At 67.2% G+C, this 22,782-nt stretch carries 19 protein-coding genes; 9 read left to right on the top strand and 10 right to left on the bottom strand.

The window, feature by feature from the left end; genetic code table 11:
- Positions 1–46: 46 nt before the first annotated feature.
- The gene (locus EJL01_RS04165) at positions 47–1,294 is read left to right on the top strand and encodes an MFS transporter (RefSeq protein WP_241209097.1); all 1,248 of its coding nucleotides are present in this window, start codon (positions 47–49) and stop codon (positions 1,292–1,294) included.
- 22 nt (positions 1,295–1,316) lie between these two features.
- Here EJL01_RS04165 and EJL01_RS04160 read toward each other — a convergent pair whose 3' ends face one another.
- Complete coding sequence (locus EJL01_RS04160; protein WP_125106377.1) at positions 1,317–1,931, bottom strand: hypothetical protein; 615 nt, start codon at positions 1,929–1,931, stop codon at positions 1,317–1,319.
- 56 nt (positions 1,932–1,987) lie between these two features.
- Positions 1,988–3,421, bottom strand: a complete 1,434-nt coding sequence (thrC, locus tag EJL01_RS04155; protein WP_125106376.1) for a threonine synthase — start codon at positions 3,419–3,421, stop codon at positions 1,988–1,990.
- A gap of 87 nt (positions 3,422–3,508) precedes the next feature.
- On the opposite strand from thrC, the gene EJL01_RS04150 reads away from it, so the two are divergent.
- The 3 genes from EJL01_RS04150 (at position 3,509) to EJL01_RS04140 (ending at position 7,528) form a co-directional block, all read left to right on the top strand.
- The gene (locus EJL01_RS04150; RefSeq protein ID WP_125106375.1) at positions 3,509–5,866 is read left to right on the top strand and encodes an ATP-binding cassette domain-containing protein; all 2,358 of its coding nucleotides are present in this window, start codon (positions 3,509–3,511) and stop codon (positions 5,864–5,866) included.
- Positions 5,863–7,188: a DNA methyltransferase gene (locus tag EJL01_RS04145; RefSeq protein WP_125106374.1), complete on the top strand. Its 1,326-nt coding sequence runs from the start codon at positions 5,863–5,865 to the stop codon at positions 7,186–7,188. Before EJL01_RS04150 ends, EJL01_RS04145 begins: the two co-directional genes overlap by 4 nt.
- Before the next feature lie 103 nt (positions 7,189–7,291).
- Positions 7,292–7,528, top strand: a complete 237-nt coding sequence (locus tag EJL01_RS04140) for a hypothetical protein (protein ID WP_125106373.1) — start codon at positions 7,292–7,294, stop codon at positions 7,526–7,528.
- 27 nt (positions 7,529–7,555) lie between these two features.
- On the opposite strand, the gene EJL01_RS04135 is transcribed toward EJL01_RS04140, so the two are convergent.
- A complete protein-coding gene (locus EJL01_RS04135) occupies positions 7,556–8,146 on the bottom strand; it encodes a VOC family protein (RefSeq protein ID WP_125106372.1) in 591 nt (196 codons plus the stop codon).
- Between the two features lie 185 nt (positions 8,147–8,331).
- Here EJL01_RS04135 and EJL01_RS04130 point away from each other — a divergent pair, with 185 nt between their 5' ends.
- Positions 8,332–11,208, top strand: a complete 2,877-nt coding sequence (locus EJL01_RS04130; RefSeq protein ID WP_348982889.1) for an FAD-binding and (Fe-S)-binding domain-containing protein — start codon at positions 8,332–8,334, stop codon at positions 11,206–11,208.
- An 81-nt stretch (positions 11,209–11,289) separates the two neighbouring features.
- On the opposite strand, the gene trxA is transcribed toward EJL01_RS04130, so the two are convergent.
- The 6 genes from trxA to EJL01_RS04100 all read right to left on the bottom strand — a co-directional run bounded on the left by trxA (position 11,290) and on the right by EJL01_RS04100 (position 17,843).
- Complete coding sequence (gene trxA, locus EJL01_RS04125; protein ID WP_125106371.1) at positions 11,290–11,700, bottom strand: thioredoxin; 411 nt, start codon at positions 11,698–11,700, stop codon at positions 11,290–11,292.
- A gap of 100 nt (positions 11,701–11,800) precedes the next feature.
- Positions 11,801–12,733, bottom strand: coding sequence for a PRC-barrel domain-containing protein (locus tag EJL01_RS13075; protein WP_206427673.1), 933 nt, complete (start codon positions 12,731–12,733; stop codon positions 11,801–11,803).
- Positions 12,734–12,812: 79 nt separating this feature from the next.
- Positions 12,813–14,015 (bottom strand): DUF4349 domain-containing protein, encoded by a 1,203-nt coding sequence (locus EJL01_RS04115; protein WP_125106370.1) that lies wholly within the window; start codon positions 14,013–14,015, stop codon positions 12,813–12,815.
- 119 nt (positions 14,016–14,134) lie between these two features.
- Positions 14,135–14,962: an aldo/keto reductase gene (locus EJL01_RS04110; protein ID WP_125106369.1), complete on the bottom strand. Its 828-nt coding sequence runs from the start codon at positions 14,960–14,962 to the stop codon at positions 14,135–14,137.
- Positions 14,963–15,006: 44 nt separating this feature from the next.
- Positions 15,007–16,230, bottom strand: coding sequence for an MFS transporter (locus EJL01_RS04105; protein WP_125106368.1), 1,224 nt, complete (start codon positions 16,228–16,230; stop codon positions 15,007–15,009).
- A 53-nt stretch (positions 16,231–16,283) separates the two neighbouring features.
- Entirely contained in the window at positions 16,284–17,843 is a 1,560-nt protein-coding gene (locus EJL01_RS04100) for a Mur ligase family protein (RefSeq protein WP_164509710.1), read from the bottom strand.
- Between the two features lie 372 nt (positions 17,844–18,215).
- Here EJL01_RS04100 and nrdH point away from each other — a divergent pair, with 372 nt between their 5' ends.
- The 4 genes from nrdH to EJL01_RS04080 all read left to right on the top strand — a co-directional run bounded on the left by nrdH (position 18,216) and on the right by EJL01_RS04080 (position 21,815).
- The gene (gene nrdH / locus EJL01_RS04095; protein ID WP_125106366.1) at positions 18,216–18,452 is read left to right on the top strand and encodes a glutaredoxin-like protein NrdH; all 237 of its coding nucleotides are present in this window, start codon (positions 18,216–18,218) and stop codon (positions 18,450–18,452) included.
- A 14-nt stretch (positions 18,453–18,466) separates the two neighbouring features.
- Positions 18,467–18,886, top strand: a complete 420-nt coding sequence (nrdI, locus tag EJL01_RS04090; protein WP_125106365.1) for a class Ib ribonucleoside-diphosphate reductase assembly flavoprotein NrdI — start codon at positions 18,467–18,469, stop codon at positions 18,884–18,886.
- Positions 18,883–21,024: a class 1b ribonucleoside-diphosphate reductase subunit alpha gene (nrdE, locus tag EJL01_RS04085; protein WP_125107396.1), complete on the top strand. Its 2,142-nt coding sequence runs from the start codon at positions 18,883–18,885 to the stop codon at positions 21,022–21,024. Before nrdI ends, nrdE begins: the two co-directional genes overlap by 4 nt.
- A gap of 191 nt (positions 21,025–21,215) precedes the next feature.
- A complete protein-coding gene (locus EJL01_RS04080; protein ID WP_125106364.1) occupies positions 21,216–21,815 on the top strand; it encodes a GrpB family protein in 600 nt (199 codons plus the stop codon).
- A gap of 319 nt (positions 21,816–22,134) precedes the next feature.
- Here EJL01_RS04080 and EJL01_RS04075 read toward each other — a convergent pair whose 3' ends face one another.
- Positions 22,135–22,728 (bottom strand): TetR/AcrR family transcriptional regulator, encoded by a 594-nt coding sequence (locus EJL01_RS04075; protein ID WP_125106363.1) that lies wholly within the window; start codon positions 22,726–22,728, stop codon positions 22,135–22,137.
- Positions 22,729–22,782 lie beyond the last annotated feature (54 nt).

Raw genomic sequence — 22,782 nt, 5'->3', positions numbered from 1 at the left:
CCCTGGCGGGGCATGCACCCCGCCAGGGCGCCAGTAGTGTGAGTGGGTGACCTTGGGGCAGAACTTCGACGCGGCCGCGGTGCAGCGGCGCACCATGTGGGTGCTCGTCACCGTGCAGGTGATCGGCATGATCGGTGTCGGCGCCGCGCCCTCGGTGGGCATCCTGCTCGCGAACGAGGTGACCGAGAACGAGGCCATCGCGGGACTCGCGCGCAGTTCGACCACCCTCGGCGCCGCGCTCTTTGGCCTGCCCCTCGGCAACCTCGCGGCCCGCGCGGGCCGCCGCACCGCGCTGACCCTGGGCTGGTTCGTCGCGGCCGCGGGTGCTGGCCTGCTCGTCCTGGCGGCACAGTTTTCGCTCGTCGTACCGCTCTTTCTTGGGCTGTTCGGCATCGGTGCGGGCACGGCCGCTGGCCTGCAGTCTCGCTTCGCCGCGACTGACCTGGCCCCCGCATCCGCCAAAGCTCGATCGCTCGCGCTCGTGGTCTGGGTGGGCACCCTTGGTTCGGTGCTCGGCCCCAATCTTGGTATGCCGGGGGAGTGGCTCGGCGATCAGCTCGGGCTGACGGTGTTCGCGGGCGCGTTTCTCATCGCCGCTGTCTGTCTCGCCGCCGCCGGCGTCGTGGTCTGGCTGCTGCTGCGGCCCGACCCGCTGCGAACGCTGCAAGCGCTCGCCCCGGCACCGCCCCGGCCCACCGCATCCGGCGGCTCGCGCCTTCGCCTGGCGTTCGCCGAAATGCGGCGCAACCCGCCGGCCCGCTACGCGCTCGTCGCGATCCTGGTTGCCCAGTCGGTCATGGTCGCGATGATGACGATGACGCCGGTGCATCTCACCCACCTCGGCGACTCGGTCACCATCATCGGCATCACCATCTCGCTGCACGTCGCGGGGATGTATGTGCTCGCGCCCGTCGTCGGCTGGTGCGTCGGCTGGCTCGGCCACCGCGGCACGATTGGCATCGGGGTGGTGGGGCTCGCCGCGTCATGCCTTGTCGGGGCGCTGCGGCCCGGCGACACGAGCTGGGTCGTCGTGTCGCTCGTGCTGCTCGGGGTGGGCTGGTCGTTCGTCAACGTCGCGGCCTCGGCGCTGTTCAGCGGGGTGGTGGCGGATGCGCACCGCGCGCAGGCGCAGGGTGGGGCGGATGCGCTCGCGAACCTCTGCGCCGCGGTCGCGGCCTTCGCGTCCGGCCCGCTCATGGCGGTGACGAGCTTCTCGGTGCTGGCGCTCGTTGCGCTCGCGCTGCTCGTGCCCTTCGCCGTGCTTACGGTGACGGCGCGGCCGGCCGCTGGCTAGGCGCCGTGGAACTCGCCCCTGGTTAGTGGACCGAGATCAGCTCGAGTTTCTCGGCGGCGCTGTCAGAGACAAAACTGGCGCCCGAGTAGTCGCCGGTCAGGCTGATGCGGATTTCAACGTCGCCGACAGGCCTGCCGAACTGATCGGACTCAACATCGTTGTTGGTTGCCCGGTCGACCGAGACCGAGATGTTGTCCTCCCTCACCTCGCCGATTTTTGGCCTCGCCTCGTCGAGGGCGTGCTTGACGAACGGCTCGATGCCCGCCCAGTTGACGTCGTCGAGCGAGAAGAACTCGGCACTCGATTCCGGCTGGCCCGAGTACGGGCCGTCGTGCTCGAACCCGCCGTTGCGGATCGACCAGCTGTCGGAGTTGGTCGTGTCGACGCCGATCGGCGCGTTCACGCCGATGACCGCGGAGCCGATGTAGACCGCCTCGACGGGGTTGTGCCCGAGTTCGCCCTCGAGCTTCGGAATGAGGTAGTCGAGGTAGTCGGAGTCCCAGTTGTCAAGGAAGAGCTGCCCCTGCTGCAGCGCGAGCGCCGTGTAGCTCGTGAAGCGGGTGTTCGGCAGCACCGCGATGGCGATGCCAACGAGGATCGCGACCGCGTAGAGCACGCGCCGGCCGGCACGACCCATCTTGCCTCGGTCGAGCAGCAGCTTCCGGCGGGTGCCGTCGTCGCTTTCTCGGGTAGCTAGCGGACGGCGTGCTCTCGAATGAACGCGCGCAGCTGCTCGGCGTCGTCAGGCATGCTCACGGTGCGCTGTGGCCGCTGCAGCAGGTCGGCGAGTTCTTCAGAAACCTCGGGGTCTCGGTCGATCGCCTCACGCACCGTTTCGGCAAACTTCTGCGGCTTCGCGGTCTCGAGCACGAGCATGGGCACGCCGGGCTCGTGGAAGCCACGCGCGACGGTGACGCCGTCGGCGGTGTGCGGGTCGAGAATGTAGCCCGACTTCTCGTAGCTCGCGCGGATCGCGGCAATGCGGTCGAGGTGCGTGCTCATGCCACCGACGATGCCGAATTCGGGCGTGAAGCGCGGCTGTTCGGCCGAGAGGTCGAGCGTGCCCGTGGCGTCGAGCTCCTCCCACGCGGCGCGAAGCTTGTCGGGATCGCTGCCGAGCAGCATGTAGACAAAGCGCTCGAGGTTCGACGCCTTCGAGATGTCCATCGACGGGCTCGAGGTCGCGAGGGTCTCGGCGCGCGAGCGCGGCGCGTAGATGCCGGTGCGGAAGAACTCGTCGAGCACGTTGTTCTCGTTCGTCGCGAGCACGAGCAGGAAGACGGGTACGCCCATCTGCTTCGCGAGGTGCCCCGAGAAGATGTTGCCAAAGTTGCCCGACGGCACCGAGAACGAGACCTGCGAGCCAGCGAGCTTCGCCGCATCCGCGCCGTTCTCGGCGAGGGTGTCAGTGACTCGCAGCCAGGCCCAGAAGTAGTAGACGACCTGCGCCGCGACGCGGCCGAGGTTGATCGAGTTCACGGTGCCGAGGCTGACCTCGGCCTTGAACTCGAGGTCGCCGTTGAGCGCCTTGACGAGGTTTTGGCAGTCGTCGAAGACGCCCTCGACGGCGATGTTGTGAATGTTCTCGTCCGGCAGCGAGTACATCTGCGCGCGCTGGAACTCGCTCATGCGGCCCTGGGGCGAGAGCATGAAGACGCCGATGTTCGGCTTCGAGCGGAACGCGTACTCGGCAGCCGAGCCGGTGTCTCCCGAGGTCGCACCGAGGATGTTCAGGGCCTCGCCGCGCTGCTCGAGCACGTAGGGGATCGCCTCACCGAGGAACTGCATCGCCATGTCCTTGAACGCGAGCGTCGGGCCCTCCGAGAGGCCGACGAGCGAGAGCTGCTCGTCGAGCTTCGTGATCGGCACGATCGATGAGAACTGTTCGCCGTAGGCCCGCGCGCAGATCGCGTCGAGATCCTCGCGCGGAATGTCGGTCCAGAACAGGCCGATGACCTCGGCCGCGAGCTCGGGGTAGCTCAGCCCGCGCCACGACTCGAGCTGCTCGCTCGACACCTGCGGAATCTCCTGAGGAACGACGAGACCGCCGTCGGGCGCGAGCCCCTCGAGAAGAATGTCGCTGAAGGATGCGGGCTGCATGCCGCCGCGCGTGGATACGAACTGCACTGGGGTCCTCTTTTGCCTCGACGACTAGTCGTATCTATTCTGCCAGGGCTCGGTAGCAGGCTCGCACGCAGTGGCAAGATTGGGCGCATGACTGCGACCCAGCCACATCCCGCCGACCAGCACGAACTCATTCGCGTGCACGGCGCGCGCGAGAACAACCTGAAGAACGTGTCGGTCGACCTGCCGAAGCGACGGCTCACGGTGTTCACCGGGGTGTCGGGCTCGGGCAAGAGCTCGCTTGTCTTTGACACCATCGCCGCCGAGTCGCAGCGCATGATCAACGAGACCTACAGCGCGTTCGTGCAGGGCTTCATGCCGTCGCTCGGGCGCCCCGAGGTCGACCTGCTTGAGGGGCTCACGACCGCGATCATCGTCGACCAGGAGCGGATGGGCGCGAACTCGCGCTCGACGGTCGGCACCGTGACCGACGCGAACGCGTTGCTGCGCATCCTCTATGCCCGCCTCGCCGAGCCAAACCTCGGCTCGCCTCAGGCGTACTCGTTCAACGTCGCATCGGCGTCCGGCCAGGGCGCTGTGTCAGTGCAGGGTGGCAAAAAAGAAGTACGGCGCTTCGAGGTGCTCGGCGGCATGTGCCCAAGCTGCGACGGCATGGGGCAGGTGAGCGACCTCGACCTCGATGAGCTCTTCGACAAGAACAAGTCGCTGCGCGAGGGGCCGTTCAACATTCCCGGTTACACGGCGGATGGCTGGAACGTGAAGATGTTCATTGACTCGGGTTTCTTCCACCCCGACAAGAAAATCAAGGACTTCACCGAGCAGGAGCGCCACGACTTCCTCGACAAGGAACCGACGAAGATCAAGTTCAACGGCATCAACATCACGTACAACGGGCTGCTGCCGAGCATCCAAAAGTCGTTCCTGCAGAAAGACCGCGAGTCGATGCAGCCGCACATCCGCGCGTTCGTCGACCGCGCGGTCGCGTTTCAGCCGTGCCCCGAGTGCGGCGGCACGCGACTCGCGCAGCCGGCGCGCCAGTCGAAGATCGCGGGCAAACACATCGGCGAGCTCTGCGCGATGCAGCTCACCGAACTCGCGGCGTGGGTGCGCGAGCTGGATGCGCCCGAGGCCGCGCCGCTGCTGCGCTCGCTCCTGCACCTGATCGAGTCGTTCGTGCGCATCGGGCTCGGCTACCTCTCGCTCGACCGTGCCTCCGGCACGCTTTCGGGTGGCGAGGCCCAGCGCACGAAGATGATTCGCCACCTCGGGTCCTCGCTCACCGACGTCACCTACGTTTTCGACGAGCCGACGGTTGGCCTGCACCCGCACGACATCGAGCGCATGAACGAGCTGCTGCGCGAGCTGCGTGACAAGGGCAATACCGTGCTCGTGGTCGAGCACAAGCCCGAGACGATCCAGATCGCCGATCACGTCGTCGACATCGGCCCCGGCCCGGGCACGGCAGGCGGCAACATCACGTTCGAGGGCACCGTCGACGAACTTCGCCGTAGCGACACCCTCACCGGCAGGCACCTCGACGACCGCACCCAGCTCAAGGAGACGACGCGGGTAGCGACCGAGGCGATCGAGGTGCGCGGCGCGAACGCGCACAACCTGAACAACGTCGACGTCGATATTCCGCTCGGCGTGCTCACCGCCATCACGGGTGTCGCGGGCTCGGGCAAGAGCTCGCTGCTCGGCGACGTGGTGGGCAAGGACGACCGCGTGATCCTCGTCGACCAGTCGGCGATCCGCGGCTCGCGCCGCAGCAACCCCGCGACCTACACTGGCATGCTCGACGGCATCCGCAAGGCCTTCGCGAAGGCGAACGGCGTGAAGCCGTCGCTGTTTTCGCCGAACTCTGACGGCGCCTGCCCGAACTGCAAGGGCGCGGGCGTCATCTACACCGACCTTGCGATCGCCTCGGGCGTGACGACGACCTGCGAGGTCTGCCAGGGCCACCGCTTCGACGGTGAGGTGCTGCAGTACACCCTCGGCGGCAAGGACATCGCCGAGGTGCTCGAGTTGCCGGCCGCGGCGGCCGTGGAGTTCTTCGCCGAGGGCGAGGCGCGCATCCCCGCCGTGCACAAGATTCTGCTGCGCCTCGTCGATGTCGGGCTCGGCTACATCACGCTCGGCCAGCCCCTCACCACGCTCTCGGGCGGCGAGCGACAGCGGCTCAAGCTCGCGAACGAGATGACAGAGAAGGGCGCGATCTTCGTACTCGATGAGCCGACCACCGGCCTGCACCTCGCCGACGTCGAGCAGTTGCTCGGGCTTATCGATCGCCTCGTCGACGGCGGTAAGTCGGTCATCGTCATCGAGCACCACCAGGCCGTCATGACCCACGCCGACTGGATCATCGACCTCGGCCCCGGCGGCGGCAACGAGGGCGGCGAAATCGTGTTCGAGGGCACGCCGCGCGAGCTCGTCGACGCCCGCTCCACCCTGACCGGGCAGCACCTCGCCGCCTACGTCGGCGCGTGACCGGCGTGCTCGGTCGGCTGCCCGACCTCCTGCGAGCGGCCGAGGCGGATGCGCTGGCCGCACTCGAGCGGGCGCGCGCCGGCGAGGCGCCGCTCGTGCCGCACACCCACGCCGTGCCCGGCCGACTCGTGTCCGGCGACAATCTGCGCGCGCTCGCACAACTCGTCGTCGAAGCTGAGGCGGGCGGGCGGCGGCCGGCGCTCGTTTCCCTTGACCCGCCATTCGATTCGAAGGCCGACTATCGCTCGCGGGGGACGACCTCGCTCACCGACGGTGAAGCGGTCTCGCTTGAACACCTCGCGTACTCCGACCGCTGGGGCGGCGGCACACCCAACTATCTGCGGATGCTCGCCGCGCGACTCGTGCTCGTGCGCGAGCTGCTCGCCGCCGACGGCGCGGTGTGCGTGCACGTCGACTGGCATGCGTCGCACTGGGTGCGGGTCGTGCTCGACGAGGTGTTTGGGGCCGACAACTTTGTCAACGCCCTCGTGTGGAGCTACCGCTCGGGCGGTGCGTCGCGCACCCGCTCGGTGCCGCGCAAACACGACGATCTGCTGCTCTACCGCCGCAGCGACGCGTTTCGCATTCGTCCGCTCACCGAGCGGCAATACCTCGAGCGGCCGTTCATCGGCAGCAAGATCGACGACGAGGGTCGCCACTACGTCGACACGCTGCTGCGCGACGTGCTCGAGGGCGCCTTCAACCTTGTGAGTGAGGGTGGCGTGCATCCGGTCAGCGTGCGGCCCGTGCTCAACGTCTCGGCCGAACGCACCGGCTATGCCACACAGAAGCCGCTCGGCCTGCTCGAGGTGCTGCTGCGATGGACCACCGACGGCAGTGACCTCGTTGTCGACGCGTTCGGCGGCTCGGGCACGACCGCGCTCGCGGCGGCGGGCCTCGGGCGAGCGTGGGTGAGCGTCGACAGCAACGCGCAGGCGGTCGCGACGACGCAGGCGCGGCTCGACGGGGCCGGCCACGCGTATCTCGTCGGCCGCGAATCCTGGGGCGACGCGAGCATCCGCGCTAACTTTGCTGGCGCGACGGTGCGCCTCGAGGCCTTCGAAGGCACGGCGCTCGGGGCGTTTCGCGCGGCACGCAACGGGCCGACGGATGCGGTGGCGCGCGTCGGCGCGGACGGCCTTGCCGGCGTCGGTGGTTGGGCGCTGCGGTATCGCGACCTGCGCCTCGCGAGCGCGTGGCGGGATACTCGGGGCCGGCTCACGACCGAACTCGCGGTTCCTGACGGCGTTGAGCCCGCCGACATCACGCTCGAGGTGACCGACCTCGCGGGGGTCACGACCGTGGCTACGCCGTCGGCGTAACGCTGATCAATATCTCGGGTCAGCGCGACAATTCGCTGCCGATTGCGCCTAGGGTTGTGGGTAGGGCCCGGCGCTGCCGCCGGCTTCTCGGGGAGGAGATGCCATGCACAAGATCAAGAACGTCGTTATCGGTGTCCTGACGTCAATGCTGAGCCTCGTCCTCATTCTTACCGGCGTGAGCGTCGCCCACGCGGCCGACATCACGCCGATCGCCGCCATGCCCCTCGCCGTCACCGGCGCGAGCGGCTTCGGGATCGCCGCGGGCGTGGTTGCTGCTCTGCTCGTGCTGGGCACGGCACTCATTCTTCTCCGCAACCGCCGCAACCGCGACGAACCCTAAGCGCCCGCTCCGGGCTGCCCCGCGCGGTTAGGCGGCGTTCGGGTCAGCCTGGTGGATGCCGAAGACGTTGTTCTCGGTGTCGACAAAGTAGCCCTGCCACGCCATGCCCGGCAGCGCGTACTTCGGCAGTGCCACGGTGCCGCCTGCCGCCTGGATCGAATTGGCGGCCGCGTCGAAGTCGGCGACGCCGATCGTGATCACGGCGCCGGCGACGGGGCCTCCCGTGGGCGGGTTCTCACCCTGGCGCTGCATGATCGCGCCGTCGATGCCGTTGCCGACGCCGGTCGTGGCACCGAAGTAGGGCATGCCGGCGTACTCGCTCCAGTCCTCGAGTTTCCATCCGAACGCGGCCGAGTAAAACTCGGCGGCGCGCTTCGGGTCGGCGGCGTGAATCTCGAAGTGGACGGGGCGGCCCGTGCTCCACTCCTCGGCTGGGGCGTCGCGGCGTTCGGCGGTTGGGGCCGCTTCGGCTGCAGTGTCGTCGGCGTTCGTCGTGCCCGCGGCAGGCGCATCCAGCTGCCCGTCGCTGTGATGCTCGTGACGGACTTCATCGGAGTGCGCGAGAGCGGCGCTCAGGGCATCGTCGTCGGGGGTTTGCTGGGACTCGTTCGTGGTCATGCTGGCTCCTGGTGGTCGGGTGTGCTCGGGTGGCGCACGAGCGGTTGCGCGCGGGCTCCGGCGCCCGCAGCGTCAGTGTAAAAATCGCATCCGAAAGTCGGCTGCGTGGAAGCCGGTACGATCGAAGACACGCTTTCTGCGCGGCGTCCCCAGGCCGCGGCGGCGGTGCGGAAGAAAGGTTCCACGTGACGGTCGGCGACACCCTGACGAGCACTCAGCACGACGAAGCCCGTGAACTGGCGGGCATGTTGCGCGACGCGATTGAGGGCGATGTCGACTCGTCGACGCTGCGTCGCGGCGAGTATTCGACCGACGCCTCGAACTACCGCATCGTGCCGAAGGTCGTCACCTTCCCGCGGTCGGCCGACGACCTCGTCGCGATCGCCGACGTGTCGCGCGCCACGAGCACGCCGCTGCACCTGCGCGGCGCGGGCACCTCCATCGCCGGCAACGCGATAGGCCCCGGCATCGTCGTCGACACCTCGCGCTACCTCAACCGCATTCACGAGATCGACCCCGTCGAGAAGATCGCGCGCATCGACCCGGGCGTCATCGTCGCCCAGCTGCAGGACGCCGCGAAGCCGCACGGCCTGCGCTTCGGGCCCGACCCCTCGACCTGGACGCGCTGCACCGTCGGCGGCATGATCGGCAACAACGCCTGCGGCTCGCACTCGCTGCGCTTCGGCCGCACCGCCGATAACGTCATCGACCTCGACGTCGTCGATGGCCAGGGACGCCGCTTCACCGCGGCCGACGACCTCAGTGTCGTGCCGGGCCTGCAGGAGTTCACGACGCGTCACCTCGCGCTGATCCGCACCGAGTTCGGCCGCTTCGGCCGCCAGGTGTCGGGTTACGCGCTCGAGGCACTACTGCCTGAACGCGGGCACAACCTCGCGCAGTTCCTCGTCGGCTCCGAGGGCACGCTCGGCGTCACGCTTGGCGCCACCGTGCGCCTCGTCGATGTGCCGTCGGCGCCGGTGACCATCGCGCTCGGCTACTCGTCAATGTACGCGGCCGCCGACGACATCCCGAACCTGCTCGAGCAGCGCCCAGGCGCGATCGAGGGCATGGATGCGCGCCTCGTCGACGCGGTGCGGCGCAGCCACGGCGCCGAGGCAGTCTCGGCGCTGCCGGAGGGCGCCGGCTGGCTCCTCATCGAGATGCCCGGCGAGAACGAGGCCGACGCGCTCGACCGCGCGAACAAGCTCATCCGCGCCTCGGCGGCGATCTCGTCGAACGTCATCGCCGACCCGGCGAAGGCGCGCCCGATCTGGCGCGTGCGCGAAGACGGTGTGGGCCTCGCGAGCCGCACGCCGGCGGGGGAGCAGGCCTGGCCCGGCTTTGAGGATGCTGCGGTGCCGCCGGAGCGCCTCGGTGACTACCTGCGCGAGTTCGACAAGCTTACCGAGCAGCACGGCATCGAGGGCATGCCATACGGCCACTTCGGCGACGGCTGCATTCACGTGCGCCTGTCGATCCCGCTCGAGCGCGACGGTGCCGTGATGCGCCGCTTCATGCTCGACGCCGGACGCCTCGTCGCCGACTTTGGCGGCTCGATCTCGGGTGAGCACGGCGACGGTCGTGCCCGCAGCGAGCTGCTGCCGCTCATGTACTCCGACGAGGCGATCGCTGCGTTTGGCGAGGTGAAGGCACTGTTCGACCCCCGCAACGTGCTGAACCCCGATGTGCTCGTGCAGCCCGCGGCGCTCGACGCCGACCTGCGGCGCCCGCAGGCCTTGCCGACCCCGCGCATCCGCGGTGGGTTCTCGTGGGCTGAGGACGGTGGTGACTTCACCCGCGCCGTGCACCGCTGCGTCGGTATGGGCAAGTGCCGCGCCGACAACTCGGCCGCGGGCGGCTTCATGTGCCCGAGCTATCAGGCGACGAAGGACGAAACGCACTCGACCCGCGGCCGGGCTCGTGTGCTCCAGGAGGTCACGAACGGCGGCCTCATTAAGGGTGGCTTTAGCTCGCACGAGCTCGCCGACTCGCTCGACTTCTGCCTGAGCTGCAAGGCCTGTGCGAGTGATTGCCCCGCGGGCGTTGACGTAGCGGCCTACAAGTCGGAGTCGCTCTACCGCAAGTACAAGGGCAAGCTGCGCCCGATGAACCACTACGTGCTCGGGCAGCTGCCACGATGGGAGAAGCTCATGGTGCCGTTCGCACCGGTCGTCAACGGCGTGATGGGGCAGGACTGGCTGCGCAAGCTGCTGCTGCCGGTCGCCGGCGTCGACTCGCGCCGCCGCATCCCGAAGGTCGCCCGCCGCAGCTTTGCGGCCGACCGTCGTCGCGCCGAGAAGGCTGGCGTCGCCCTGCGGGTGACCGCTGCCCGCACCAAGACTGATCGCGTGCTCGTGTGGGCCGACTCGTTCTCGAACGGCTTCGCACCCGGCGTCGATCACGACGTCGTGCGCGTGCTCGAGCACGTCGGCCTCGAGGTGGTCACGCCGGCGCGGTCCGTGTGTTGCGGCCTCACCTGGATCTCGACGGGACAGCTCGACGGTGCCCGCAAGCGTCTCGCTCAGCTCATGGACGAATTTGCCCCGATTGTCGACTCGGGCGTGCCGATCGTCGGCGTCGAGCCGAGCTGCACCGCGGTGCTGCGCAGCGACCTGCTCGAGCTGTTTCCCGACGACCCGCGCGCGAAGCTCATCGCCGAGAACACGTTCACGCTCTCGGAGGTGCTCATGGGCCGCTCGCCGGTGACGCCCGACTCCGAGGTCGAACTGCCGCGCCTCGACGGCCTCGAACTCGTCGTGCAGCCACACTGCCACCAGCACTCGGTGATGGGCTTCGCGCCCGACCGCCAGCTGCTCACCTCGCTCGGCGCCGAGCTCACGCAGCTCGCGGGCTGCTGCGGCCTCGCCGGCAACTTCGGTCTCGAGAAGGGCCACTACGACGTCTCGGTTGCGGTGGCCGAGAACGCGCTGCTGCCGGCGCTGCGCCAGGCGAGCGACGACGCGGTCTTCCTCGCCGACGGGTTCTCGTGCCGCACGCAGGCGGAGCAGCTTGCCGATAAGGAAGGCGTGCACCTCGCAACTCTGCTCGCGCAGCGGTTCTAGCCCATAGACCAAACGTGAACGGGGCGTGGTCGCGAGAATTCTCTCGCGACCACGCCCCGTTTGCTGAGCTGGTGCGCTTGCTTAGACTTGCGCACCGTCGGTGCGCGGCGCGGCCTCGCCGGCCTCGGCGGCCGACTGCTGCTTCTCGATCTCGGCCCGCACCTCGTCCATGTCGGCGGCGGCAACGGCCTCGATGACCTGCTCGACGGCGGCCGCGGGCAGCGCGCCAGCCTGGTTGAACATGAGCACGCCGTCGCGGAACGCCATGAGCGTCGGGATCGAGCGGATGCCGAGTTCACCCGAGAGCTGCTGGTTCGCCTCGGTGTCGACCTTGCCGAAGGTGATGTCGGGGTGAGACTCGCTCACCTTTTCGTAGATGGGGCCGAACTGGCGGCACGGACCGCACCAGGCGGCCCAGAAATCGACGAGGTGAATGCCCTCGCCAGTCACGGTCTCCATGAAGTTCTGCTCGTTGAGCTCAGTGGTTGCCATAAACGCCTCCTCGTGCCGCACCCTCGGTGCGGAGTCCAATCGATAGTTGAGAGAACACACGGCCCGGTGGTCGTATTCCACCGGGCCGTGTGCGTGGGTATCAGTTCTCGCGGTCGGGGCGCTCGAACGGCGAGGCGTCGCCATTCTCCGCGTCGTCGCCGTCGTCGGTGAACGCGTCGAAGCTCAGCGCATCCGAGTCGCCACGCTGCGGTGTCTCGGCTTCGGCGTCGGCCGCCAACGCGTCGAACGGCGACGCATCGCCGGTGTCGCTCGCGGGCGTCGCGTCCTGCGCGTCCGACTCGCTCGGCGCATCCGCAACGATGTCATCAAACGCCGACGAGGTCGCGGGGGCGTCCGCACCCGAGTCCGTGGTGTCGCCGAGGAGGTCGGACGCGCTCAGCGGCTCGTCCTCTCTCGAGACGCCGCCGCCGAGGGGCGCGATGGTCTCGGGCTCGGCCTTCTGTTTCGGCGCGTCGTCGTCGGGGTCGGCGACGTTGAGGCTGCCCTCGGCCGTGGTGCGGCCGGGCACTCCGTAGTAGTTGTAGAGCTCGTCCTCTTCTTCGGGCGAGAGGTTCTGGTCGATCTCGGTGAACGGTGCGCTGTGCACCTTCGCCTTGTCGTAGGGCACCGTGATGCGCTTCTCAGTCTGCTCCGACTCGTCGAGCGGAATGAAATATTCCTTGGTGCCAAACATGCCAGTCTTCACCGTGACCCAGTTCGGCTCCTGCGTCTGGTCGTCGAGGTAGACCTGACCGACGCGGCCGATCTTCGCCCCGTTCTTATCGAAGACGGTCGACTGGAAGATGAGCAGCAGCGCGGCCTCGGCCTCGCGGGCGGCGAGCTCCTCCTCGCTCGGCGCGGCGTTCTCGACCTCGCTCGGGGCGACCGAGATCTCGTCGTCGCCGACCTCGGGTGTCTCGATCGAGGCGTCGCCGGAGTCATCGGAGGGGCTCACGGCGTCGGCGGGCACCGACGCTGCGTCGTCGCTGGTCGGATCGACGGCGTCGTCCTGAAAGTCGTTCGAATCAGCCATTGCTTTCCTCTGCGGTTGGACTTCGCGCGAATACACGCACTGTGCAGACTATCCAATCACGCAGAGCGCACGCTGCCCGCTAGCGGTCACCGGGTGGCGGCAAGGGCGGCAAACCATCGGCGAGCCGTTGCTGCGGGGTCGCATCGTCGTCGCGGTGCGCTGCAGTTTCAGTGGGCGCCGCACCGGTCTCTGCGTCGGTAGGGCGGTCACCGTCGTTCGTCGGGGCGGATACGCTACTTTCCGCCTGCGGGCGGCCCGTCGACCCCTCGGCCTGGGGGTGCTGCGTTGGCTGCTGAGGTGCCGACTGTTGCGGACCGGCTTGTTGGGGCTCGCTCGGTCCCGCGGGCCAGGACGGCCCCTGCGGGCCGGGGTTGGCGCGGCCAGGGCGGGCATCGCCTCGGCCGCGTCGCGCGCGGCGAATGAGGCGACGGATGACCGCGAACCAGAGCACCGAGATGATCAGCGCGAAGATCACGAGGCCGGGAATCGCGTAGCCGAGGCCCTGCACGAAGCGGCCGAGCGACGACACGAAGTCGTGCCAGCCCTGGGCGAGGCCGTCGAGGAAGGTGCCGCCGTTGTCGTCGTCGGGCGACGTGTACTCGGTGCTGAAGTTCACCGTCACGGTCGACATCGCGACGTCGTCGTCGAGCACCTCGAGTTGACTCTCGAGACTCTGCAGCTCGGCCTGACGCTCGCTGAGCTTCTCCTCGACCTCGAGCAACTCGGTGACGTTGTCGGTCGCCTCGAGCATGGCCTCGAGCGAGGTGATCGACGATTCGAGCGCCGAAATGCGCGACTCGAGGTCGACCTTCTCCATCGTGACGTCCTGTGCGCTCGACTGCAGGCTCGTCACCTCGCCGAACTCGCTCAGCTCGGCGACGAAGGCGTCGTGGTCTTCGGCCGGCACGCGCACCGTGACATTGGAGCTCGGGCGGCTCGAGTCGAGCGACTCGTCGCGGGCCTCGATGTAGCCGCCGTACTTGTCGGTGAGGCCACGCAGCGCCGAGACGGCGCCGGGCACATCCGTCACGGTGACATAGGCGGAGGTCGTGGTGATGACCGCGCGCTCGGCGGTGGTGCCCGAATCGCCGGTCTGTTCCTGGGGCGCGGCCTCATCTTGCGCGCCGCCGTCGCTCGGCGCGTAGTCCTGCTGTGGATCGGAGACCTGCTGGTCGCCGGCGCTGGAGGAGGCACCGGGGCCGACGGCACAGGCGGTGAGCAGGCCCACAAGAGCGAGCCCACCCGTGAGGGAGGCAAGGAGGCGTCGTCGTGTCGGAGTCATGCCCTCAGTCTCCGCGCTTCGGGGAGTGAAATCGTCACCCTCACGTCAGATCGTGACCCTGGCGACACGCAACGCAGGGCGGATTTTCGCTGCGGGCGGGAACTTTCCGCCCGGCGTACCTAGCCGAAGAGATCCGGGTCTTTGCCCGCGCGCTCGCCGGTGTCGAGCGCGGCGATGGCCGCGAGGTCGGCATCGCTGAGGCGCACCTGCAGCGACTCGAAGTTCTCCCGCTGGCGGTCGGGGTGCACCGACTTCGGGATCACGACGTTACCGATCGCGAGCTGCCACGCGAGGATCGCCTGCGCGGGCGTGCATCCGTGCTGTTGTGCGATGACCTGCACCGTGGGGTTCTCGAGGTCGATGCCGCGGCCGAGCGGCGACCATGCCTCGGTCACGATGCCGTGCTCGTCGTGGAACGCGCGCAGCTCGGGCTGTTGGAAGCGCACGTGCAGCTCGACCTGGTTGGCCGCCGGCGTCTCCCCGGTTTCGTCGATGAGACGCTGCAGGTGGGTCGGCGTGAAGTTGGCGACACCGATGGCGTGCGCGCGTCCCTCGTCGCGCAGACGGAGCAGGGCCTCCCACGTCTCGACGAACTTGTTCTGGGCGGGCGACGGCCAGTGGATCAGGTAGAGGTTGACCTCCTCGACGCCGAGCTCCTCGAGCGAGTCGTCGAACGAGCGCAGGGTGGCGTCGTAGCCGTGGCTGTCTTGCCACACCTTCGTCGTGAGGAACACTTCGTCGCGGTCGATGCCGCTGCGGCGAAGGCCCTCTCCGACGCCCGCTTCATTCGCGTAGAGGGTGGCCGTGTCGAAGTGGCGGTAGCCGATCTCGACCGCAGACTCGATCGCGCCGGGCACATCCTCGTTGCTGATCTTGTAGACGCCGAGGCCGAGGAGTGGGATGCGACTGCCGCGGCGCAGTTCACGTGTAGGCGAAAGTTCACTCACGCCCTCGACCATATCCCTCGGCGGTGACCCGCGCATCCGGTCGGCTAGATCTCCTGCCGGAGATCGATGATGGGTGCTGCTCCAGTATCGGCTTTCGGTTCGAGGCTTGCCTGACGCAGGTCGGGGTGCCAGCGGATCGTCGAGATTGCGACGAGGAAGGCTGCGGTGACGAGGGCCGAGGCGACATAGAGGCCGCCGCGCGAGCCGAGGTGGTCAATCGCAATACCCGCGAGGCTGCTCGCCAGCGACGAGCCGAACATGATCGCGGTCGCGAGCCATCCGAAGGCCTCGGCAGTGTCGCTGAAGCGCACCTTCGCGCTGACGCTCGCGTTCGCCACTGCAATGACGGGCGCGCAAGAGGCGCCGGCGACGAACAGACCGATCGCGAGCAGCCACGGGTTTTCGGCAACGAGGAGCGCGAGCATCGTGCCGACGACGGCCAGGAACACCCGCGAGGTGAGCGAGCTACGGCGCATCGGCAGGTTGCCGGTGAGCAGGCCGCCGGCAAACGAGCCGACCGCCGAGACCGCGAGGATCACACCGGTGATGGGGGAGTCGTGGCCGTAGTGCGCGACGATCGACGCGTCGATGGCGCCCCAGATGCTGAGCGTGAGCATAAGCACGACGCACATGATGACGACGACGGGGTTGCGCAGCACTGCGCCCATGCGCCGAGGTGAGGGCGGAATCTTCACCATGCCGATTTCGGGCGCGCTCGCGAACCAGACGCTGCCGACGAGCAGCACGATCGCGGCGATGAGGATCGTGATGCTCGTGCCCCAGATCGCGCCGATGCCGATCGTGACGAGCGGGCCGAGGATCCAGATGAGCTCCTGCAGCGTCGCGTCGAACGAGAAGAGCGTGACGAGCTTCGGTCCGCGCACGAGGGTGGGGTAGACGGTGCGCACGGCCGACGACACCGGGGGCACCGTGATGCCGGCGACAAACGCGACGGCTGCGGTCAGCCAGGTGGTCATCGGCACGAGTGCGATCGCACCGAGCGCGAGGGCACAGACGACCATGGTCGGCACGAGGATGCCGCGCATGCTGAATCGACTCATGAGGCGGCCGCCGAGCGGGCCGGCGATGCCCTCGGCGATGCCGAACGCGGCGAGCACGATGCCGGCGGCCGTGTAGCTGCCGAGGCGCTGCTCGACGTGGATCAGCAGTCCGATCGCGAGCATGCCGGTGGGGAAGCGGGCAGCAAGCTGCGAGAACAGGAGTCGGGCAACTCCCCGCGACCGCAGCACCTCAAAATAGTGACGCACGCCACGAGCCTAGTTGAGGGCTCGTGGCGTGCGTGACGCGGAATGCGTTCGGCTTAGGCGTCCCAACCGGATGCGCGCAGTGCCTCGCGCACGGCGTCCTTGACTGAGTAGGGAACGAGGGTTCCCCGCACCTCGACGTCTTGGCGGTGGCCGTGGCCGCCGACGAAGATGATGTCGTTCTCGTTCGCGAGCGAAACGGCCTTCGCGATGCCCTCGGCCGAGTCACTGATCTCGTAGACCTCGCGGTCGGGGAACTCGGTGTGGAGCGTATCGACGAGCGTCTTGCGGATCGCCGCAGGGTCTTCGAAGCGGGGGTTGTAGTCGGTGACCACGACGACGTCGGCGATCGCGGCCGAGCGAGCCATGTCGGGGCGCTTCGTCTGGTCGCGGTCACCGTCGGCGCCGAACACCATGAACAGGCGACCCTTCGTGAACTGGCGCAGCGTCGTCAGTACGGCCGCGAACGACGCCGGCGTGTGACCGTAGTCGACGTAGACGCGGGGTCCGGAGCCGCCGGCATTGACGGGGTCGAGGCGGCCGGGCAGCGTGAATTCGACGCCTCGCTCGTTGTCGAGCGCTTCGAGGAAGCGGTCGAAGGCGAAGCCCGCCTCGACGAGGGCGACGACGGCAAGCGCGAGGTCGACCGCGACGAACGAGCCGGGCTGGTTCACCCAGCTTGTGAGCGAGCGGCCATCGGGCGAGGTGAGCGTGAATTCCGTACGGTCGAGCTCGACCTCGCGGGTCGTGACGTGCCAGTCGGCCGCGGTGTGCGCATCCGTGCTGATCGTTGTGACCGGCACCTTCGCCTCGTTCGCGAGGCGCGCGCCCCACTCGTCGTCAACGAGCGTGACGGCGTGGCCGACCCGGTCGGGGGTGAACAGCGCGAGCTTCGACGCGAAGTAGTTGTCCATCGTGCCGTAGTCGTCGAGGTGGTCTTGGGCGAAGTTCGTGAAGATGGCGCTTGAGAAGAACAGGCCGTCGATGCGGTGATGCGTGATCGCCTGCGCCGACACCTCGATCGCGGCAGCTTCAACCTCGGCGAGGCGGAAGGCGGCGTTCAGCGCGTGCAGGTCGTCGGCCTCGGGCGTCGTGAGGCGACCAGAGTCGCGGGTCGTGATGCTCGTGTCGCCGATGCGGCGCTCGACCGTGCCCGAGAGGCCGCTGCGAACGTCGAGCGCGCGTAGGAGGGCGTCGACGAGGTAGGCGGTGGTGGTCTTGCCATTGGTGCCGGTTACACCGATGAGTACGGGGGAGTCACGGTGCGTGCCGTAGACGAGCGCGGCGACCTGGCCGAGTACCGCGCGGGGGTCTGGATGCACGAGCACGGGCAGGCCCGCCTCGCTCGCGAGCTCGACGCCGGTCGGGTCGGTGAGCACTGCGGTGGCACCGGATGCGGCCGCCTTGGCCGAGAACTTGGCGCCGTGCGTGCGTGCGCCGGGGAGTGCGACGAAGAGCGAGCCTGCGACGACAGTGTTGGTCGAGCTCGAAACACCGTTCACCTCGACGTCACCGTTGGTGGCTGTGGTGTCGGCAAAGGTCGCACCGACGGTCTGGGCGATCGATTCGAGGTGTGTCGCGGGAAGACCTTCGGGGCGTGCGGGGTTGTAACTCATGGGTGCTCCGTAAGACGGGTTGAGGGCCGGTACGAACGCTAGTGGATTGGCGTCCGGAACGGCACTTGGACACGGTGAGCGGCCGCAGATTTGCCGGGTCGTTCGCGCCAGGCAAAGCATGTCGGAGGCGCATGGTCGACTTGTCTTGTCAGTGTGCATCGAACTGTGGAGGCGATGTGGATGACACCCGAAAAACTGTGCAGACACGCCGTGAACCTGTGGATGTTCATGTGGATAATTACACGCTTGTAATCCGAGATGTAGTGGTGCTAGATTCCTTGGACACAACATCTAGTGGCGCCACCGCTTCGGCGACACCATGACGATCGCAAAGTTTTACCCCAGTCAGATCTCGTTTAGTTAGGCAGCAGCATGACCGTTTCCGTGTACAGCAAGCCCTCCTGCGTTCAGTGCACCGCGACCTACCGTGCCCTCGACAACCAGGGCATTGAGTACGAAGTCTTCGACGTCTCGGCTGACGACAAGGCGCTCGAGGCTGTCAAGGCACTCGGGTACCTGCAGGCACCGGTCGTCGTGACCGAGGACGACTCCTGGTCGGGCTTCCGCCCCGACAAGATCACCGAACTCGCGCAGCTGCGCAGCGCGTAACTTCGGGAGGTGGCATGTCTGGCCTCGTGTATTTCTCGAGTGCTTCGGGAAACACGCACCGGTTTCTGACCAAGCTGGGGCGCGAGGCCAGGCGCATCCCTCTCTATACCCACGAACCCACGATCCTCGCCGATGAGCCGTATGTGCTCATTATTCCCACTTACGGCGGGGGTACACCGAAAACCGCGGTACCCAAGCAGGTCATTAAGTTCTTGAACCTCCGAGAGAATCGGGAACTGCTGCGCGGCGTCATCGGCGCCGGGAACACCAACTTCGGTCGGGCATACGGTCTGGCAGCCGACGTCATCGCGGCGAAATGCCAGGTACCCGTGCTCTACCGCTTCGAACTCTTCGGCACTCCAGAAGATGTGCAGAACGTCAACAAGGGATTGGACCAGTTTTGGCAACAGCAACCGACGCTCGCGACGACGTGATCACGATCGAGGCCCCGAAGAAGGGGCAGAGCTCGGGTATTGACTACCACGCGCTCAACGCGATGCTGAACCTCTACGACGCCGAGGGTCGAATTCAGTTCGACAAGGACCGTGAGGCAGCGCGCGAATACTTCTTGCAGCACGTCAACCAGAACACCGTGTTCTTCCACGACCTCGAGGAACGCCTCACCTATCTCGTCGACAACGAGTACTACGAGGGCGGCGTCATCGAGCAGTACTCGCTCGAGTTCATTGGTCAGCTGCGCGACCGCGCCTACCGCGCGAAGTTCCGCTTCCCGACCTTCCTCGGCGCGTTCAAGTTCTACACCTCGTACGCGCTGAAGACCTTCGACGGCCAGCGTTACCTCGAGCGCTTCGAGGACCGCGTGCTCATGGTCGCGCTCGGCCTCGCGCAGGGCGACGAAAAGCTCGCCACCGCGCTCGTCGACGAGATGGTCTCGGGCCGCTTTCAGCCCGCCACCCCGACCTTCCTCAACGTTGGTAAGAAGCAGCGCGGCGAGTATGTCTCGTGCTTCCTCCTGCGCATCGAAGACAACATGGAGTCGATTGGTCGCTCGATCAACTCGGCGCTGCAGCTCTCAAAGCGCGGCGGCGGCGTCGCCTTCAGCCTGAGCAACGTGCGCGAGGCTGGCGCCCCAATCAAGCACATCGAGAACCAGTCGAGCGGCATCATCCCGATCATGAAGCTGCTCGAAGATAGCTTCAGCTACGCGAACCAGCTCGGCGCTCGCCAGGGCGCCGGCGCGGTGTACCTCAGCGCGCACCACCCCGACATCATGCGCTTCCTCGACACGAAGCGCGAGAATGCCGACGAGAAGATCCGCATCAAGACGCTCTCGCTCGGTGTCGTGATTCCCGACATCACGTTCCAGCTCGCGAAGCGCAAGGAGCCGATGTACCTCTTCTCGCCTTACGACGTCGAGCGCGAGTATGGCAAGCCCTTCGGTGACATCTCGATCACCGAGCACTACTACGAGATGGTCGACAATGCGAAGATCCGCAAGCACAAGATCGACGCGCGCCAGTTCTTCCAGACGCTCGCCGAGATTCAGTTCGAGTCGGGTTACCCGTACATCGTGTACGAAGACACCGTGAACCGTGCGAACCCCATCGAGGGCCGCATCAACATGTCGAACCTCTGCAGCGAGATCCTCCAGGTCAACTCGCCGTCCACCTATCACGACGACCTCTCGTACGACCACATCGGCGAGGACATCTCGTGCAACCTCGGCTCGATGAACATCGCGCTCGCGATGGACTCGGACAGCCTCGGCAAGGCGGTCGGCACGGCCATCCGCGCGCTCACCGCAGTGAGCGACATGTCGAGCATCGACTCGGTCCCGTCGATCCGCGAGGGCAACGACGGCTCGCACGCGATTGGCCTCGGTCAGATGAACCTGCACGGCTACCTCGGTCGCGAGCGAATCCACTACGGCTCCGAAGAGGGTCTCGACTTCACGAACATGTACTTCTACACGGTCGTGTACCACGCGATCCGTGAGTCGATGGAGATCGCGCGCGAGCGCGGCGTGCGCTTCCGCGGCTTCGAGAACTCGAAGTACGCGTCGGGCGAGTTCTTTGACAAGTACACCGAACAAGAGTGGGCGCCGAAGACCGAGCGCGTGCGCGAGCTGTTCGCCGAGCACCACATCCCGACGCAGGATGACTGGCGCGAACTCAAGGCGCTCGTCCAGCAGCACGGCATGTACAACCGCAACCTGCAGGCGGTGCCGCCGACCGGTTCGATCTCGTACATCAACAACTCGACCTCGTCGATCCACCCGATCGCCTCGAAGATCGAGATCCGCAAGGAAGGCAAGATCGGCCGCGTCTACTACCCGGCGCCGTTCATGGACAACGACAACCTGGAGTACTTCGAGGACGCCTACGAGATCGGCCCCGAGAAGATCATCGACACCTATGCCGAGGCGACGCAGCACGTCGACCAGGGCATGTCGTTGACGCTCTTCTTTAAGGACACCGCGACGACCCGCGACATCAACAAAACGCAGATCTACGCGTGGACCAAGGGCATCAAGACGATCTACTACATTCGCCTCCGTCAGCTCGCGCTCGAGGGCACCGAGGTCGAGGGCTGCGTCAGCTGCATGCTCTAGCCCTCTTCTCACCCCAACTCGCAGAACGGCCGGACCCCTTTCGGGGCTCGGCCGTCCTCCGTTTCCGCCCTCACACGGTGCCGACCCGCAACGAGATGCCGCCGAGGGGGGGTTGAGTGGTCGTTTTTTGTAGTTTTGGCGGTGCCAAAACTACAAAAAACGACCACTCAACCCCCGAGTAGGGTGAGCGGGTGCCGAGTGCTGCTGAGATTCTTGAGTTTGCCGACGACGAGCCGCCCTCGGGGGAGTCGCCGTGGGTGGTGCCGCAGACGCGCGATCCGATCGTCGTCGCCGAGCCCGACCCCGAGTGGCCGCGACGGTTCGACGAACTCGCCGCGCGCATCCGAACTGCTCTTGGCGGGCGCGTGCTCGCGCTTGAGCACGTCGGGTCGACTTCGGTGCCGGAGCTGCCCGCGAAGCCGGTGATCGACGCCGACCTCATCGTGGCCGATCCGGGGGATGAGGCGGGCTGGCTGCCAGCGCTCGAGGGTGCCGGATTCGTGCTCACCGTGCGCGAACCCTGGTGGCACGAGCATCGCCTCGTGAAACACGCGAACCCGGTGGCGAACGTGCACGTCTTCTCGCCGGACTCACCCGAACCGTGGAAGCATCGCATTTTTCGCGACCACCTGCGCCGCGACGACGTCGACCGGGAGCGCTACGCCGAAGTGAAGCGTGCGGCGTCGCGCATCGCCACCGCCGGCGCCGAAACGGTCATGGAGTACAACGCCCGCAAGCAGGCGTGCATCCGCGACATCTACGCGCGCGCCTTCGCCGCAGCCGGGTACTAGCGAACGAGCCGTGCACGAACGGCGCCGCAGGTGTTCGGCTCATCCAAGGTATCGCGGGCGCCGAGACGCTCGATATCATCACCGTCGAAGACCGCGAGCTGCACCTCGTGCGCAGGAATGAATGGGTGTGCCTGCTGCCGGGCGACTCGGCCGGGCGGCGAGGCACCGCGCATGCGTGGAGCAACCGCACCTCCAAGCTGGTCTTGCTCGTCTCGGTCATGATGAGTGACAGCAGGTCAGCGACCAGTAGCGTCGCCTGGGGTGCGCAAGCGGATGCGCGGGGTGAGCGTGTGACTGGCCAGGGTGCCTGTGTTGTCGGCTAGGTCGCGGATTCGCTTGCACGATACTCGTGCAGCGCATCCAGTAGACGTTCGGCGCGCGCAGAGGTGCCAAACTCGCTCGGGCTGACGCCCGCATCTCCGGTGCCGTCGACCTGTGCGTTATAGGCGATGCCGTCGCCGAGCTGGATTACGACGACCGTGAGATCATCCCCGAGTTCGTCACGGATGAGGTCGGCCCAGCGGTCCCGCCCGCGCTGCAGCGTCTCGCGAATTTCGTCGGTGCTCGTGTTCTCGATCGCCACCAGCGCGGCGGTGATGCGTTCGAGCTCACTCAGATAGTCGGATGAGGTGCGAAGGTACCAGCGCGCGGGCGACTCGCCGGAGGCCTGCAGCTCTTCGATCTCGAGATGGAGTTGCTGGAGGTAGAACTCGGCGAGCCCGTGCCGAAGCTTGCGCTGGCTAGGAAAGTGATAGAGCAGCCCACCCTTCGAGACGCCGGCGCGGGCGGCTACGGCATCGAGGGTAGCGGCGCGTTCGCCCTCTTCGAGTACGAGATCGGTGTAGGCGATGAGGAGGTCGCGACGTCGGTTTCGCTCGGTGCCGGCTGCGGGTGCTGCTCCTGGCGAAGTCATTGCGACAGTCTACTGGCGTGGGGGTGGCGAACTCCCGGCCTCATACTGTACCGT

The sequence above is a fragment of the Gulosibacter massiliensis genome (assembly GCF_900626105.1).
Classification (GTDB): Bacteria; Actinomycetota; Actinomycetes; order Actinomycetales; family Microbacteriaceae; genus Gulosibacter; species Gulosibacter sediminis.
This window is presented reverse-complemented; position numbering and strand designations above follow the sequence as displayed.